Below are 16033 nucleotides of genomic sequence, written 5' to 3' on the forward strand. Positions count from 1 at the left end.
CGCAGGCAGGGAGGTGCGCAGCCCATGTCCCTGGCGCCGGTGGCGCGCTGAGTCCGCGCTCGAGCATCCGCCACGAGACGTCGTGACCGGCCACCCGAGTTCTTCTCAGCCCGCGATTCCGGGCTCCGTCCCCGCAGTACCGGCGCCGTGTCAACACAACAGCTCGCAGTCATCTCAGCGAGGGAGGTCGTGTATGGACATCGTAGTTAAGGGCCGCAACGTGGAGGTGCCCGACCACTACCGGGCACTTGTCAGCGAAAAGCTGGCCCGCCTCGAGCGCTACGACAAGAAGGTCATCCGGTACGACGTGGAGTTGTTCCACGAGCCGAACCGCAGGCAGGCCAAGAGCTGCCAGCGCGTCGAGATCACCGGGAAGGGCCGCGGTCCGGCCGTGCGCGCCGAAGCGTGCGCCGCCGACTTCTACGCAGCGCTCGACTCCGCCGTCACGAAGCTGGAGAACCGGCTCAGGCGGACGCACGACCGGCGGCGTGTGCACTACGGGCGCAGCCGTCCGGAGTCGGTCGCCGAGGCGACCTCGATGGCGATGGCCGGCGCAACGCCGGACGCCGTCGCCCGTCCCACCGCGAGCACGGCGGTGCTGGAGGCACCAGCCGCGGACACCGCACAACCGATCGACGGTTATGCCGCGGTGAGCTCCGGTGAGATCACCTTGCCCCAGCAGAAGCGCTGGGAAGACGAAGACCTGGGCTACCAGCCCGGCCGAGTCGTCCGCGAGAAGAAGCACAAAGCGGACCCCATGACGGTGGATCAGGCTCTCTACGAGATGGAGCTGGTCGGCCACGACTTCTACCTGTTCAACGACTCAGAGTCCGGTCGGCCGAGTGTCGTCTACCGGCGGAAGGGCTTCGACTACGGCGTGATCCGGCTCGGCTGACCCCGACGATCAACCGATGCCACCGGTGGCCCGCACGCGCTCGCGTGCGGGCCACCCGCGTGCCCGGAGTAGGGTGCGGTGGGCCCTCTCGTGACCTGCTGCGCGCACGTGCGTGCGCGGACCACTCCGTGTTCCCTACGATGTGGTGAGACGGCGGCGCCGCGCTACCCGTGCGCGCCGTGCCCACAAGCCCGGGACCGGCTCGGGTGCGATCATGATCAGCTAGTGAGGTCGACCGGATGGTGCTGAACCGCCTGCTCCGCGCGGGTGAGGGCAAGATGGTGAAGCGGCTGCGCAACATCGCCGATCACGTCAACACCCTCGAAGACGACGTGAAGGACCTGTCGGACGCCGAACTGCAGGCGAAGACCGGCGAGTTCAAGGAGCGGTACGGCAAGGGCGAGACGCTCGACGAGCTGCTTCCGGAGGCGTACGCGGTCGCCCGCGAGGCCGCCAAGCGCGTGCTCGGTCAGCGCCACTACGACGTCCAGGTCATGGGCGGTGCCGCGCTGCACCTCGGTCAGGTCGCCGAGATGAAGACCGGTGAGGGCAAGACCCTCACGTGTGTGCTGCCGGCGTACCTCAACGCGCTCTCCGGCGACGGTGTCCACGTCGTCACCACCAACGACTACCTCGCCAAGCGCGACGCCGAGTGGATGGGCCGCATCCACCGCTTCCTGGGGCTCGAGGTCGGCGTCATCCTCGCCGAGCAGGACCCGCAGGAGCGCCGCAAGCACTACAACGCGGACGTCACGTACGGCACCAACAACGAGTTCGGCTTCGACTACCTGCGCGACAACATGACGTGGTCGCTCGACGAGTGCGTGCAGCGCGGGCACAACTTCGCCATCGTCGACGAGGTCGACTCGATCCTCATCGACGAGGCGCGCACGCCGCTGATCATTTCGGGCCCGGCGGACCAGTCGTCGCGCTGGTACGTGGAGTTCGCCCGCCTCGCGCCGCTGATGCAGGGCATCGACACCACCACGATGGGCTCGCGCGAGCGCGTCGAGAAGACCAACCTGATCAACTCGAAGTACCACTACGAGATCGACGTCCGCAAGCGCACCGTCGCCGTCACCGAGAAGGGCGTGCGGTTCGTCGAGGACCAGCTCGGCATCGAGAACCTGTACGAGGCCGCGAACACGCCGCTGGTCGGGTACCTGAACAACGCGCTGAAGGCCAAGGAGCTCTACAACAAGGACAAGGACTACATCGTCCGCGACGGTGAAGTCATGATCGTCGACGAGTTCACCGGCCGCATCCTGGTGGGCCGCCGCTACAACGAGGGCATGCACCAGGCGATCGAGGCCAAGGAGAAGGTCGAGATCAAGGCCGAGAACCAGACGCTCGCCACGATCACGCTGCAGAACTACTTCCGCCTGTACTCGAAGCTCTCGGGCATGACCGGTACGGCCGAGACCGAAGCCGCGGAGTTCCACCAGACCTACAAGCTGGGGGTGGTGCCGATCCCGACGAACCGGCCGATGATCCGCGCCGACCGCGCTGACCTGATCTACAAGACCGAGCAGGCCAAGTTCGAGGCCGTCGCCGAGGACATCGCCGAGCGGCACGAGAAGGGCCAGCCGGTGCTGGTCGGCACGACGAGCGTCGAGAAGTCCGAGCACCTGTCGAAGCTGCTGCTCAAGCTGGGTGTGCCCCACGAGGTGCTGAACGCGAAGTACCACGGCCGGGAGGCACTGATCGTCGCGCGCGCCGGCAAGCTCGGCGCCGTCACGGTCGCCACGAACATGGCCGGTCGCGGTACCGACATCGTGCTGGGCGGCAACCCGGACATCATCGCCGACCAGGAGCTGCGTGAGCAGGGGCTGGACCCGGTCGAGAACTCCGAGGAGTACGAGGCCGCGTGGCCGAAGGTGCTCGAGGAGATCAAGGCCGGGGCCAAGGAAGAGGCCGAGCAGGTCCGCGAGGCCGGCGGTCTGTATGTGCTGGGCACCGAGCGCCACGAGTCGCGCCGCATCGACAACCAGTTGCGCGGCCGGTCCGGCCGCCAGGGCGACCCGGGCGAGTCGCGGTTCTACCTGTCGCTGGGCGACGATCTCATGCGCCGCTTCAACGCCGTGATGGTCGAGCGCGTGATGACGACCATGCGCCTTCCCGACGACGTGCCGATCGAGCACAAGATGGTCTCCAAGGCGATCAAGAGCGCGCAGACGCAGGTCGAGCAGCTCAACATGGAGACGCGCAAGAACGTCCTCAAGTACGACGAGGTCATGAACGAGCAGCGCAAGGTGATCTACGCCGAGCGCCACCGCGTGCTCGAGGGCGAGGACCTGCGCGAACAGGTCGAGCACATGATCGCCGACGTGGTCGGCGCGTACGCCGACGGCGCCACGTCCGAGGGCTACGCCGAGGACTGGGACCACGACCAGCTGTGGACCGCTCTCAAGACGCTGTACCCGGTGACCCTGAACTGGGACGAGCTGGTGGAGGACGGCGACCTCGACGCGCAGGGCCTGCGCGAGGCGCTGGTCAACGACGCGATCGACGCGTACAACCGGCGCGAGGCCGAGATCGACGAGCTGGTGGGCGAGGAGGGCGCGATGCGCCGCCTCGAGCGCCAGGTGATGCTGACCGTGCTGGACCGCAAGTGGCGCGAGCACCTCTACGAGATGGACTACCTCAAGGAGGGCATCGGCATGCGGGCGCTCGCGCAGCGCGACCCGCTGATCGAGTACCAGCGCGAGGGCTTCGACATGTTCCGCGCGATGCTCGACTCGCTGAAGGAGGAGGCCGTCGGTTTCCTGTTCAACCTCCAGGTCGAGCGCGCCGAGCCGGAGCCCGTGCAGCAGCCGGACCCGTCGGCGCTGCCCGCCGGCGTCACGTCGGCGACGGCCGCGGCCGCGGCTTCGTTCGGCGGCGACGGTGGCCGGCACGCTCGCCCGACGCCCCCGCAGCCGCCGACGACCGACACCGATTCCGTGCCGTCCGCCTTGCGGGGCAAGGGAACCGGCGGCGGTGTCCAATCCGGACTGACGATGTCGGGCCCGGCCGAAGGCGGCGGCGTCGAGTCGCATTCGGACAGCGCGGCGAACGAGACCGCGGGCGCCGCGGCCGGCAGCACGCGGCGCGAGCGCCGGGCCGCCGAGCGCGCCCAGCAGAAGAAGGGCAAGAAGGGCCCGCGGCGCTGACGCAGGCCTGGGCGGGCCGTCGGATCTCCGGCGGCCCGCTTTCTTTTTCGAGGGGGAGCCGATGCCGGACCTGGAGACCTTCGCGCAGCTGTTCGCCGCGGAGCACAAGGCGGACCCGTACCCCCGCTACCGGACCTGGCGCGAGCAGGCACCCGTCACCGAGCTCGCACCCGGGTTCCTCGTGGTCAGCGGCCTGGCCGAGGCCACGGGCGTCGTGCGTGACCCGGCGTTCGGCCATCCGCGACCCGAGGTCGTTCCGCTCGCCGACCGCCACCCCGACGACCTCGTCGACGACGAGGGCCGCCCGGTGGTTTCGTTCCTCGGTCTGAACCCGCCTGACCACACCCGCCTGCGGCGCCTCGTGTCGAAGGCCTTCACGCCGCGCACGATCGAACAGCTGCGCCCGCGCATCGAGGCCATCACAGCGCGGCTGATCTCCGAATTGCTCGAAGCGGGCACGGCCGACCTGATGACGGCGCTGGCCGCACCGCTGCCGGTCGAGGTGATCAGCGAGCTGCTGGGTGTCCCGACGGCCGACCGATCGCGTTTCGCCGAATGGTCCCACGCCCTGGCCCGCGCGCTCGACCCGGCGTTCCTGGTCGCCGACTCCGTGCTGGAGGAGGCCGCCGTCGCGGGCCGCGAGTTCAACGCCTACTTCCGCCTGCTCGCCGCCGAACGGCGCCGCACGCCCGGCGAAGACCTCCTGTCGGACCTCGTCGCCGTCACCGACCAGGGCGACAAGCTCACCGAGGCCGAGCTGCTGGTGACGCTGACGCTGCTGCTCGTCGCCGGCCACGAAACCACCACGAACCTCATCGGCAACGGCGTGCTCGCACTCTTGCGCCACGACGGTCTGGCGTCGCTGGGCCCTGATGGTTCGTCGGCCGAGCGAGCCGTCGAAGAAGTCCTCCGCTACGACTCCCCGGTGCAGCTCACCAGCCGCGTCGCCCTTCACCCCACCACCGTCGGTGGGCTCCCGGTTCCGGCCGGCACCCAGGCCATCGTCCTCATCGGCGCCGCCAACCGCGACCCGGCCACCCACCCGTCTCCGGACACCTTCGACCCCACCAGGGAACCCACCCGCCACCTGGCGTTCGGCCAGGGCATCCACTTCTGCCTCGGCGCACCCCTCGCTCGTCTCGAAGGTCGCACCGCCCTGCGCGCCCTCGCGCGCCGCACGCCGGCCCTCACGCTCGCGGACACGCCGTCCTGGAACCCGACCACCACGATGCGCGGGCTCTCGAAACTCCCGGTCTCGGTCCGCTGACGCCCGCTTGTCCTTCCGGCGCGAGCGGACCGCTCGCGCCGAACCGCGTGCGGTCGTGGCGGCTCGCGGCCGCCGCCCGGGCGCGAAGGGACCGTTCGCGCCCAGCGGTCGCGGACGTTGCCGGTGGAGATGGACGCTGGCCGGTCATCGGACACGGTGAGGCGGCACGGTTCGGCGTGATGGGACCTCTCGCGCAGGAGCCGCACCGGGCTGCCATGGCCGGAGCGCCGAGCGGTGGACGATCGCGTTGCCGTTGCGTTCACTCGAACGGTGCCGCTGCCCGTTGCGGCATCCCACCGCGTTGACCTTCGCATCCGGCCGGGCGCGAACGGACCGCTCGCCGTCCGAGCCGCGCTGCGAGAAGCGAACTGCTGACCCTGTGACCTGGTCATCGGGACACCCGTCCCGATAACCAGGTCACCACGGGCGATCAAGCAGCCGACGGCCGCTGGTTCACCATCCGCAACGGCCCGGTCCGCGGCGCCAGCAGGTGGAACCGCGTGCACACCCACCCGGTCCGATTCCGCTCGAACCGCGCCGCCAGCGCCAGCACCCGCGGGCCGCTCTGGATGGTCGTCGAGGCTTCCAGCGCCGTGTCCGTCGGGTGGCACAGGTGGAGCGTTCCGATGCGGTGGCGGGTGCCGGGCAACCGGCCGTGGGCCAGCAGGCGCGCGAAGAGCGCCGGGTCGACCAGCGGCTGGATCTGCGTGGCAGCGCGCAGGCCGGCCAGGACCTCGAGGATGGCGTTCAGCCGTTGCGCGAGGTGGCGTTCCGACGGCGGCCCGAGCAGCTGCAGCACGCGGTGGCCCGCGGCCGGCAGGTCGCGCACCGGTGGCCGCGCGGACCGGTGCGGTGCGCGGTGGGCGGCGGGTTCGCCGGTGGTCAAGCCCCGGAGTTCGTGGGTCGTCATGTGTTCCTCCCCTGAAACGCGGACGATCCGCTGCCCGTAGTGGGCCGGCCACGGCGAAATCGGGACAGCACGCGCCTGATCCGGCGAAATCCGCGAAAACGCCCATCGCGATCTGCACGATGCGCTAGGCGGGCAACCCCGCGGCTACGCTGAGCCGCGTGCTGAAAGGCTTGCTGGTCGACTACGCCGGCGTCCTGACCGACCCCGACGCCCACCTGCTGTACGACTACCTCCGGGCCGCCCGCCGCCACGGCACGCGCACAGGCCTCGTCTCCAACGCACCGGGCGCCGGCCCGGCCGCCAAGAACGACCTCGCGCCCTACTTCGACACGCTCGTCTTCTCGGGTGAGGTCGGCGCCGCGAAGCCGAACCGCGAGATCTACCTCGTCGCGGCGGAGCGGCTGGGGCTCGTGGCCGCCACGTGCGTGTTCGTGGACGACGCCGCGCGCAACGTCCGCGGCGCCACCGAAGCGGGCATGGTCGGCATCCACCACGTCACCATGACCGGCACCCTCGACGAGCTCGCCGCCTTGTTCAGCTGACCCCGCGCCGCACCAGTTCGAACGATAGGACCGCGGCTGCCGCGGCGACGTTCAGCGACTCCACGTCGCCCGGCATCGGGATCGACAGCCAGTCCGTCACGAGCTCCGCGACCTCCGGGCTGACGCCGGCGGTTTCGCCGCCCAGCACGAACGCCGCCCGCTGCGGCAGCTCCACGTCGAACACCGTCGACTTGCCCGACGCACTCAGCGCGTACAGCCCGTACCCGGCCTCGGTCAGCAGCTCCGCGGCCTCGCGCGCGTTCCCGCACCGCAGCACCGGCGCCCGGAACGCCACGCCCGCCGAAGCCTTCACCACCAGCGGATCCAGCGCCGCGACGCCCCGCCGCGGCACGATCACGCCCTCGAGCCCCGCCGCGGTGGCCGTGCGCAGGATCATGCCGACGTTCGCCGGGGTGGTGATGCCGTCCAGCAGCAGGACCCGCGCGGGCGGGCGGCGGCTGTCCAGCGCCGCGCCGAGCGACCGCATCCGCGGCGCCACGACGTCCGCGAGCACGCCCTGGTCCTGCTTGCCATTGCCGGCCAGCACCTTCACGCGATGCGCGCTCGCGCGCTGCACCGGCACTCCCGCGGCCTTCGCGGCGCGCTGGATCTCGGCGGCGCCCGGGCCGCGCGCCGTGTCGGCGAGGATGACCTTGTCCACCTGCAGACCCTCGTCACCGAGCGCCTCGAGCACCGGCTTGCGCCCGTAGACGGTCAGGAAGCGGTCCTTCGGCGAAACCGCCGTGTCATCACCCACGCCGGTCAGTCTCGCACTGTGCGAGTATCGGCCCATGCCCGACCGCCTGTCCGCGCTGGACGCCTCGTTCCTCTACATCGAGGATCATGCGACCCCGATGCACGTGGGCGGCGTGGCGATCTTCGAGCGCCCGCGCGCCGGCTTCGACTACGCGGACCTGCTCGACCTCATCGGCTCGCGGCTGCCGTTCCTACCGCGCTACCGACAGCGCGTGCTCGACGTGCCGGGCCACCTCGCGCGCCCGGTGTGGGTCGACGACGTCGACTTCGACCTCAACTACCACGTCCGCCGCTCCGCGCTGCCACGGCCGGGCACCGACGAGCAGCTGTTCGAGCTGGTCGCGCGCCTGATGTCGCGCCGGCTCGCGCCCGAGCGGCCGTTGTGGGAGGCCTACTTCGTGGAAGGCCTGGCCGGCGACCGAGTCGCGCTCGTGACGAAGACGCACCAGTCCGTTGTGGACGGTGTCGGCACGATCGACCTCGCCCAGCTGATCCTCGACGACACCCCGGCGCCACCCGAACCGACGGAGGACACCTGGACGCCGCGGCGCGAGCCGAGCCGGGCGCAGCTCGTGTTCGACGCCGTCAGCGAAGCCGTGCAACGCCCGGGCGAGCTGGCCGAGAACGTCCGCTCCGCGGCCGGCGACGCCCTCGCCTCGGCGGGCAAGGTCGCCGAGACGCTGGGTGAGGTCGCTTCCACGCTGCGCACCGTCGTGAGCCCGGCGCCCCAGGGCCCGCTCAACGTGCGGGTGTCCGGCGGCCGCCTGTTCTCCGTCGTCCGCACGCGGCTGGAGGACTACCGCAAGATCCGGGCGGCGCACGGCGGGACCGTCAATGACGTGATCCTCACCGCGATCACCGGTGCGCTGCGCGAGTGGCTCCTCTCGCGCGATGTGAACCTCACCTCGACGGCCACCGTGCGCGCGCTCGTGCCCATGGCGGTGCGCGACGCCGACACGGCCGCGTACTCCACGCCGGCGCTGATCGGGAACCAGGTCGCCGCCTACCTCGTGGACCTGCCGGTGGGTGAGCCGAACCCCGTGCTGCGGCTCCAGCACGTCGGCCATGCGATGACCGACCACCTCGACTCCGGCCGCTCCGTCGCGGCACGCGGCCTGCTGAAGGTGAGCGGGTTCGCGCCGGCGACGCTGCACTCGCTGGGCGCGCGGGCGGGCGGTTCGCTGTCGGGCCGGATCTTCAACCTGATGATCACCAACTCGCCGGGGCCGCAGGCGCCGGTGTACGCGGGTGAGGCGAAACTGATCGAGATTTTCCCCGTGATGCCGCTCATGCGCACGCAGGCGCTGGCGATCGGGGTGACGTCCTACCACGGCGGTGTCTACTTCGGACTCAACGGCGACCGCAAGGCCGCGTTCGACGTCGGCCTGCTCGGCGGGATGATCGAGGAAGCGTTGGAAGAGCTGAAGGGCGCGCACTGGTGAGGGTCTACATTCCGGCGACGATCGCGATGCTTCGCGAGCTCGACGCGAACGGTGAGTTCCGGGCGCGCAGCGGCACGGCGTTCGCACTGACGCCCGGGCTGCGCGAGGCGTACGCGAGCGGTTCGGACGAAGAGCTGGAGTACGCCGCGCTGCTCGACGCCGCGCGCGCTTCGCTGCGTCTGATCAACGCGGAGGAGAAGGGTGAGCCGCGCCGCGCCGTCGTATCGGCCGACGTGGACAACGTCACGCTGCGCGCGGATCTCGACGCCGCTGTCGTCCGGCTCGACGGACCCGTGGTGCTGTCCCAGATCGCCGCGATCCACGTGGACGCCGCCGAAGCCGCCGACGCCGTCGCGGCCGCCGCGGCGGTGATCGACGCGGCCGACCTCGGCGACGAAGACGCGGAATTCACCCTCGGTGACGCGGAGGACCACGAGCTGGCCTGGTACGCGCCGCAGGAGCTGCCGTTCCTGCTGGAGCTGATGTAGCCGGTTTTGTCGTACCGCACTGGCACAGTTGCTGCCCGTGACCGACGAAGACCCCGCTGCCACCCGCTTCTGGCAGCTCATCGATTCCGCCCGCGCCTCCGGTGGCTCCGCCGCCGAGCTCCTGGCGGGCCGTCCCCGCGACGAGATCGTCGCCGCCCGGCACACGCTGGACGGCCTGCTCGCGACGGCCCACCGCAGCACCTTGTGGGCCGCCGCGTGCCTCGTCAACGGCGGCTGCTCCGACGACGGCTTCGACTACTTCCGCGGCTGGCTCCTCACCCAGGGCCGCACCGTGTTCGAGGCCGCCATCGCCGATCCCGACTCACTCGCCGACGTCCCGGCCGTGCGCGCCGCCGCGGCCGGCGGCGGCGAACTCGAGTGCGAGGACGTCCTCTACCTCGCCACCACCGCCCACCTCACGGCCACCGGCGAACCCCTCCTCGCCGGTGGCCTCCTCACGCGCCTGCCACCCCTGGAACCGGACTTCGACGTCGAAGACCCGGACGAGGTCCGGGAACGCCTGCCGCGCCTGGCGGAACTGTTCGAGAGCTGACCCTCGCGGCGGGTGGGTTCAGAACCAGTCCGGCCCCGGCACCGGCTTCTCCGGTCGCCACCCAGTGGCGCCGGTCAAGCGGTCCGACACGACGCGGTGCGAGCGCGACAGCACCTCCGTCGGCCCGAACAACCGGGCGGCCCAGCGGGGGAGCGCGCGCGGCCGCGAGACGCCCGCTGCCACTGCCAGAGCCGCGCCCAGCTGCCGCTTCCGCACGGGCGTCGCGCCGACGTTGTAGACGGCGCTGGGGGCACGCAACGCCGCAACGGCGGCCGCGGCGGCATCGGTGGGGTGGATGGCCGTCGTCCAGGCGTCGCGGCTGCCCATGATGAGCGGGGAGCCGCGGCGCGCGGCGGTGAGCAGGGCCGTCGTCATGGGATCGGCGCTGATCAGGGTGCCGATCCGGAGACGGACGGCGGTGCGGCCTTCGGCTTCGAGACCGGCGACAGCCGCGTGCGCTTCGAGCGACGACGTGGCCGGGAAGCGCGGGTCCAGGGGCGCGTCCTCAGTGAGTTCGGCGTCGCCGCCGTCGGCGTAGACGAGGGACACCCCTTCCTGCACGACGATCGCCAGCTCGTCCACCGCGCGCACGGCGGCGGCGAGCGTGCGTGCGCCCTCGGTGCGCAGCCGGTCGTTGTCCGCCCAGCCCGACTTGCGCGCGGCGTGTTTCGCGTCGGGGATCCGCGTCGCCAGGTTCAGCACGGCGTCGTGGCCGCGCAGCGCGGCCGTCAACGACTCGACGTCGAACACGTCGCCCAGCACCGGTTTCGCCCCCGTCGCCCGTACGGCCGCCACGCGCGACTCGTCCCGCGCCAAGCCGCTCACGTCGTGCCCATCGGCCAGCAGCCGCCGCACGGCGGGGATCCCAAGGACGCCGGTCGAGCCGATCACCATCACTCGCATGTCCCGCTCCTTCCACGTTCAGCACCAGGACGAAGCGAGCGCGGAAGATGTGACAGTCAGGCGCCGACGAGTGTCCCGACCTGGTCGGCCGGCGGCGGCGAAACGGCCACCGGCGACCCCCACGCCGAGTACCGCGCGGTGATCCGCGCGCCGCCCTGCGCGCTGACGACCGGCGACAGGTCCAGCACGAGCTGCAGCGGCCGGCTCTTCTCGTCAAGCCACAGGTCGAGCGGGACTTTCGTGCTCAGCTTCGCGTCCGCCGGCAGCCCCGCGGGCAGCTGGGAGCCGAGCCTCGCCAGGTCGACGTCCACGCGGTAGTGCTCGGCGGCCGCGCCGTCGAGCACCGTCGCATCGCTCGCCGTGAGGGTCCCCGCCGCGCGCACCTGCGCCAGCGTGCGCGCCGGGTCGTTCTGCTCGGCGAGCTGCGCGAGGCTGCCGCCGAGGACCTGCGAGAACGGGTCGCTCCCGTTAGGCGACACCTTCACCCACGCCTTCCCACCGGCCACCTGGTCGCGCGCACTCTCGGGCACCTTCGCGTAGAGGGTCCGGTCGACCAGTCGCAGCTCCAGCGGCTCGCCGACGTAGTCCGTGGTCATCACGAGCGCCGTCCCGCCCGGGCCGAACTCCGCCTGGCCTTGGCCGTGCGACACGAGCGCGCCCGCGGAGACGTCGGTGGTGAACTTCGCGGACCGCGCCGCGTTCGTCGCCGCGACGGCCGCGTCGGCCAGTGCCCGGGCGTCCGCGAACCGCGGCTGCTCACCCGAACACGCCGTCACCACGAGCAGCGCGGCGCACGCCAAAGCCGTCCTGCGCATCCGGAAAACCCCGTCCTGACCTGGCGGAAAGATGCCCCACCCAAGCACAGCGGGCGATTCGGCCCCGTTCGGGGGAAGCGGTACTACCGCCAGTAACGCGAAGGCGCCCCGACGGTGGTCGGGGCGCCTTCGCCGCGAAGAAGGCGGTCAGCCGCCGATCTTCTTGAGCAGCTCGCTCATGTCGCTCACCTGGTCCGCCGGCGGAGCGGTGACGGTGACCGAGGCACCCCAGTCGCTGTACTTGAGTGTCATCTTGCCGGCGCCGGACGCACCCGCGCCCACCGCCTGCATGACGGCGCTCTCGTCCATGGTGATCTGCAGCGGCAGCTGGTTCTTGTCGACCCAGAGCTCCATCGGGATCTTGACGTCCTTGCCCTTGAGCTGCTGCTCGACCTGAGCCTTGCTCTCGGCGGGCATCGACGCGGTGAACTTGTCCATCGCCTTGGCGAGGTCGATCTCCACCTTGTAGTGGTTCACCTGCTGACCGTCCAGCTGGGTCTGGTCGGAGCTGATGATCTGTCCGGCCTCGCCGATCTGGTCGAGCATCTTGGTCGGGTCGCTCTGCTCACCGGCGGAGCCCATGCTGCCGGAGAGCGACTTCGACAGCGGGTCGTCGGCGTTCGGCGAGATCTTGACCCACGGCTTGTCGGTGCCCACCTGGGCCAGCTGGGCCGCCGGAAGTTTCATGTACATCGTCTTGTCGACGAAACGCACCTCGACCTGCTGGCCGTCGCTCGTCATGGTCATCGACATGATGGGGTTGTTCGCCTCGTACGACGCGACGCCCTGGCCCGTTACCGTCTTGCCCGCGGCGGTCATCTCCATGGAGACCTTCGCCGACTTCGACTTCTGCGTGCCCTGCTTCGACGCGGACGCCAGCTCCAGCACGTTCTGGAACGGCGCGGCGAGTCCCAGCTCCGGCTTGTCGCCGGTGGCGGACGCCGTGCCGTTCTCGCTCTTGGCACCACAGCCCGTCAGCACGAGCGCCAGCGCGGCGCCCGCGGCGACGACGAAAGTGGTTTTGCGCATGCAATCCCCCTATGAAGGTCATTAAGGCATCCGCAGTATCGCCGAATCGGGCTAACAGTTACAGCGTTTTGATCACGATTCGGGAGACCGTTCGCTCGAAGGCCCGTCGACCTGCGGAGTGACGATGGGACGTTAGGAGAGGGAGTCCGGTTCCGCAACGGGATTGATCATTCCGCCGCCGCCCGCGCGCGACACGAGCAGCCGGCGTAGTGACGCGAGCCGTTCGGCGCTCGCGCGGCCCTCGGTGACGACGTCGTCGAGCGCACAGTTGGGGTCCTCCGGCGCGCCGAGGTGACCGCAGTTCGGCGGGCACTCCTCGGCGGCCTCGGCGAACTCCTCGAACGCGTTCACGATGTCGTCCGCGGTCACGTGCGCCAGGCCGAACGAGCGCACGCCCGGCGTGTCGATCACCCAGCCACCGCCCGGCAGCGGCAGCGGCAGCGCGACGGCCGCCACCGACGTGTGCCGCCCCTTGCCGACGGCGCTGACCACACCTGTCGCGAGCTCGGCATCGGGCACCAGGCGGTTGACCAGTGTCGACTTGCCGACGCCGGAGTGGCCGACGAGCGCCGTCACCTGACCTTTGAGGCGTTCGGCGAGGTCTTCGGGCTTCTCGTCGAAGCGCGTGACGACGGCCGGCACGTCGAGGCCCGCGTAACCGGCGAGCAGCTCGTCGGGGCTCGCGAGATCGGCCTTCGTCAGGCACAGCACGGGCTCGAGCCCGCCCGCGTAACAGGCGACCAGGCACCGGTCGATGAACCCGGTCCGCGGCGGCGGATCGGCCAGCGACGTGACGATCAGCAGCTGCGCGGCGTTCGCGACCACCACTCGCTCGTACGGGTCGGTGTCGTCGGCGGTGCGGCGCAGCACGCTGGTGCGCTCGTCGACGCGGACGATGCGCGCGAGCGTGTCCGGCCGGCCCGAAACGTCGCCGACCAGCGCGACCATGTCGCCGACGACCACGGACACCCGGCCCATCTCACGCGCCCGCATCGCCGTGACCACCCGCTCGGGGTCGGCGTCGACGGCGCACGTCCAGCGGCCGCGGTCCTTGCCGATCACCATGGCGGTGACGGCGTCGGCGTGTTCGGGCCGGCGCTTCGTGCGGGGCCTGGAGCCCTTGCCGGGACGCACCCGCACGTCGGATTCGTCCAGCCTGCTCCAGTCGCCTCGCGCCAAACCGCCCACCGTCCTCCCGGTCGTCCTGCCTGGTCGAAATGATCCCATGCCGGTCGCGCCCGGCCGGGCCTGCGTGTAACGATGTCGTCTTGAAGACCCGCTAGGAGGCTGGCATGTGCGGCCGTTACGCCGCGACGAAGGACCCCGCGAAGCTGATCGACGAGTTCGCCGCGGTCGATCTGACCGAGGGTGCCGCGCGGGAGGACTACAACGTCGCGCCCACGAAGAACGTCGTCACCGTGGTCCAGCGGCACCCCCGCGACGCCGAGGGCCAGGTGCTCGAGGACGAGCCCACCGAGCGATCGCTGCGGATCATGAAGTGGGGCCTGGTGCCGTTCTGGGCGAAGGACCCGTCCGTCGGCTCGCGCATGATCAACACGCGTGCCGAAACGGCCGCCGAGAAGCCCGCCTTCAAGCGCGCCCTGGCCTCCCGTCGCTGCCTCGTCCCCGCCGACGGCTGGTTCGAGTGGCGGCGCACGGGCAAGGAGAAGGAGCCGTTCTACATGACGGACCCGTCCGGCGCGTCGCTCGCGTTCGGCGGGATCTGGGAGAGCTGGCGCCCGAAGGACGGTTCCGCCGACGAGCAGCCGTTGATCACCTTCTCGATCATCACGACGGACGCCGCGGGCCAGCTGCGCAACATCCACGACCGCATGCCGCTCGTCGTCCCGCGCGACCACTGGGACGGCTGGCTCGACCCGGACCGGTCCGCGGTGTCGGACCTGCTGGTGCCCACGCCCGCCGACCTCGTCGAGTCGCTCGAACTGCGGCCGATTTCGAACCTCGTCAACAACGTCCGCAACAACGGCCCACAGCTCCTGTCGCGCGTCGAACCCGCCGTGGACTCGGACGCGCTGTTCTGATGACCACGCTCGAGATCGACACCCCCCACGGCCCGGCCCGGGCCGAGCTCCACTGCGCCAAGGACGGCGCCGCCGTGCTCATGCTGGGCCACGGCGCCGGGGGTGGGATCGGGGCGAAGGACCTGGTCGCCGTCGCGCGCGCCGCGAAGGAAGCCGGGGTGCACGTGGCGCTGGTCGAGCAGCCGTACCGGGTGGCGGGCCGGCGGGCGCCCGCGCCTGCGAAGCAGCTCGACACGGCTTGGCTCGCGGTGGCGGACGACGTGTCGGCCCACTTCGACGACCTGCCCCTGGTGTTCGGCGGACGGTCGTCGGGGGCTCGGGTGGCTTGCCGGACTTCGTCGGCCGGGCAGGCGGTGGCGGTGTTGTGCCTGGCGTTCCCGGAGCACCCTCCGGGCAAGCCCGAGAAGACCCGGCAGCCGGAACTGGACGCGGTGGCCGTGCCGACTTTGGTGGTGCAGGGCGAGCGGGACCCGTTCGGGCGGCCCTCGGGTGGTCCGCACCACGAAGTCGTGGTGGTCCCGGGGGACCACACACTGGCGGCTGATCTGGACGCCGTGTCGCGCGCCGCGGCGGAGTGGCTGGGGCGGGTGTTGAGGCCGCACCTCTGACGTTTCCCCAGGTTGTCCACAGGCTCTCCCCGTTGTGGACAACCTCCGCCGTCAGCCGGCGATCGGCGCCACCACCGCGGCCGTCAACCGCACCAGATCCGCGGGTGCCAGCTCCACCTCGAGCCCCCGCCGGCCGGCGGAGCAGTACACCGTTGGAAACCCCGGGGCCGACGAATCGATCACCACCGGCAGGCGGCTTCGATGGCCCAGCGGCGAAATCCCCCCGAGGACGTACCCCGTGGCTCGCTGGGCAGCGGCGGGATCAGCCATCCGGGCCTTCTTCCCGCCCGCGGCCGCGGCCAGTGCCTTGAGGTCGAGTTGCCCTGTGACCGGCACCACGCCCACCGTCAGCTTGCCGTCCACGTCGGCGACCAGCGTTTTGAACACCCGCGCCGCCTCGAGACCGAGAGCTTCGACCGCTTCGAGGCCGTACGAGTCGGCCCGCGGGTCGTGGTCGTACGCGTGCAACGTGTGGGCCACCTTCTGCTTCGTCAGCAGCGCCGTCGCCGGGGTTCCCTTGCCTGCCATGGGCTCGGAGTCTACGAAGGGGTGGGGAATGGACGCTCGCCACGTTCTGTTGAACCGGGTGTGACGACGACGCTGGCCACTACCCGCCCACGCAGGCGCAACC

16 protein-coding genes are annotated in these 16033 nt (G+C 71.0%); 9 read left to right on the forward strand and 7 right to left on the reverse strand.

Annotated elements, in window-relative coordinates; translation table 11 throughout:
* Window positions 1–193: 193 nt before the first annotated feature.
* The 3 genes from hpf to I6J71_RS04605 all read left to right on the forward strand — a co-directional run bounded on the left by hpf (window position 194) and on the right by I6J71_RS04605 (window position 5314).
* Complete coding sequence (hpf, locus tag I6J71_RS04595; protein WP_204093580.1) at window positions 194–895, forward strand: ribosome hibernation-promoting factor, HPF/YfiA family; 702 nt, start codon at window positions 194–196, stop codon at window positions 893–895.
* A gap of 239 nt (window positions 896–1134) precedes the next feature.
* A complete protein-coding gene (secA, locus tag I6J71_RS04600) occupies window positions 1135–4047 on the forward strand; it encodes a preprotein translocase subunit SecA (protein WP_204093581.1) in 2913 nt (970 codons plus the stop codon).
* A gap of 61 nt (window positions 4048–4108) precedes the next feature.
* Window positions 4109–5314: a cytochrome P450 gene (locus I6J71_RS04605; protein ID WP_204093582.1), complete on the forward strand. Its 1206-nt coding sequence runs from the start codon at window positions 4109–4111 to the stop codon at window positions 5312–5314.
* A gap of 430 nt (window positions 5315–5744) precedes the next feature.
* Here I6J71_RS04605 and I6J71_RS04610 read toward each other — a convergent pair whose 3' ends face one another.
* On the reverse strand, window positions 5745–6224 hold the full coding sequence (locus I6J71_RS04610) for an Rv3235 family protein (protein WP_204093583.1): 480 nt from the start codon (window positions 6222–6224) through the stop codon (window positions 5745–5747).
* Window positions 6225–6382: 158 nt separating this feature from the next.
* On the opposite strand from I6J71_RS04610, the gene I6J71_RS04615 reads away from it, so the two are divergent.
* Window positions 6383–6766: an HAD-IA family hydrolase gene (locus I6J71_RS04615; RefSeq protein WP_239154428.1), complete on the forward strand. Its 384-nt coding sequence runs from the start codon at window positions 6383–6385 to the stop codon at window positions 6764–6766.
* On the opposite strand, the gene I6J71_RS04620 is transcribed toward I6J71_RS04615, so the two are convergent.
* Window positions 6759–7523 carry an RNA methyltransferase gene (locus I6J71_RS04620; protein WP_204093584.1) on the reverse strand — a complete coding sequence of 255 codons (765 nt, stop codon included), beginning with the start codon at window positions 7521–7523 and terminating at the stop codon, window positions 6759–6761. The two genes, I6J71_RS04615 and I6J71_RS04620, sit on opposite strands and share 8 nt — an antisense overlap.
* Window positions 7524–7557: 34 nt before the next feature.
* On the opposite strand from I6J71_RS04620, the gene I6J71_RS04625 reads away from it, so the two are divergent.
* From I6J71_RS04625 to I6J71_RS04635, 3 genes are read left to right on the forward strand one after another with little or no spacing between them, the layout of a single operon-like run.
* Window positions 7558–8964, forward strand: a complete 1407-nt coding sequence (locus I6J71_RS04625; protein ID WP_204093585.1) for a wax ester/triacylglycerol synthase family O-acyltransferase — start codon at window positions 7558–7560, stop codon at window positions 8962–8964.
* Window positions 8961–9452 carry a hypothetical protein gene (locus I6J71_RS04630; protein WP_204093586.1) on the forward strand — a complete coding sequence of 164 codons (492 nt, stop codon included), beginning with the start codon at window positions 8961–8963 and terminating at the stop codon, window positions 9450–9452. Before I6J71_RS04625 ends, I6J71_RS04630 begins: the two co-directional genes overlap by 4 nt.
* Window positions 9453–9489: 37 nt before the next feature.
* Window positions 9490–10005 carry a DUF4240 domain-containing protein gene (locus I6J71_RS04635; RefSeq protein ID WP_239154429.1) on the forward strand — a complete coding sequence of 172 codons (516 nt, stop codon included), beginning with the start codon at window positions 9490–9492 and terminating at the stop codon, window positions 10003–10005.
* Window positions 10006–10023: 18 nt separating this feature from the next.
* Here I6J71_RS04635 and I6J71_RS04640 read toward each other — a convergent pair whose 3' ends face one another.
* From I6J71_RS04640 to rsgA, 4 genes are all read right to left on the reverse strand, one after another.
* A complete protein-coding gene (locus I6J71_RS04640; protein ID WP_204093588.1) occupies window positions 10024–10908 on the reverse strand; it encodes an NAD(P)-dependent oxidoreductase in 885 nt (294 codons plus the stop codon).
* Window positions 10909–10964: 56 nt separating this feature from the next.
* Entirely contained in the window at window positions 10965–11723 is a 759-nt protein-coding gene (locus I6J71_RS04645) for a hypothetical protein (protein WP_204093589.1), read from the reverse strand.
* A gap of 147 nt (window positions 11724–11870) precedes the next feature.
* Window positions 11871–12752 carry a hypothetical protein gene (locus I6J71_RS04650; protein WP_204093590.1) on the reverse strand — a complete coding sequence of 294 codons (882 nt, stop codon included), beginning with the start codon at window positions 12750–12752 and terminating at the stop codon, window positions 11871–11873.
* 132 nt (window positions 12753–12884) lie between these two features.
* Window positions 12885–13931 carry a ribosome small subunit-dependent GTPase A gene (rsgA, locus tag I6J71_RS04655; protein ID WP_204093591.1) on the reverse strand — a complete coding sequence of 349 codons (1047 nt, stop codon included), beginning with the start codon at window positions 13929–13931 and terminating at the stop codon, window positions 12885–12887.
* Window positions 13932–14044: 113 nt separating this feature from the next.
* On the opposite strand from rsgA, the gene I6J71_RS04660 reads away from it, so the two are divergent.
* Window positions 14045–14794, forward strand: a complete 750-nt coding sequence (locus I6J71_RS04660) for an SOS response-associated peptidase (protein ID WP_204093592.1) — start codon at window positions 14045–14047, stop codon at window positions 14792–14794.
* Entirely contained in the window at window positions 14794–15402 is a 609-nt protein-coding gene (locus tag I6J71_RS04665) for an alpha/beta family hydrolase (protein WP_204093593.1), read from the forward strand. The genes I6J71_RS04660 and I6J71_RS04665 overlap by 1 nt, the downstream gene beginning before the upstream one ends.
* A 51-nt stretch (window positions 15403–15453) precedes the next feature.
* Here I6J71_RS04665 and ybaK read toward each other — a convergent pair whose 3' ends face one another.
* Window positions 15454–15930 (reverse strand): Cys-tRNA(Pro) deacylase, encoded by a 477-nt coding sequence (gene ybaK / locus I6J71_RS04670; protein WP_204093594.1) that lies wholly within the window; start codon window positions 15928–15930, stop codon window positions 15454–15456.
* Between the last annotated feature and the right edge of the window lie 103 nt (window positions 15931–16033).

Source organism: Amycolatopsis sp. FDAARGOS 1241 (assembly GCF_016889705.1).
Classification (GTDB): domain Bacteria; phylum Actinomycetota; class Actinomycetes; order Mycobacteriales; family Pseudonocardiaceae; genus Amycolatopsis.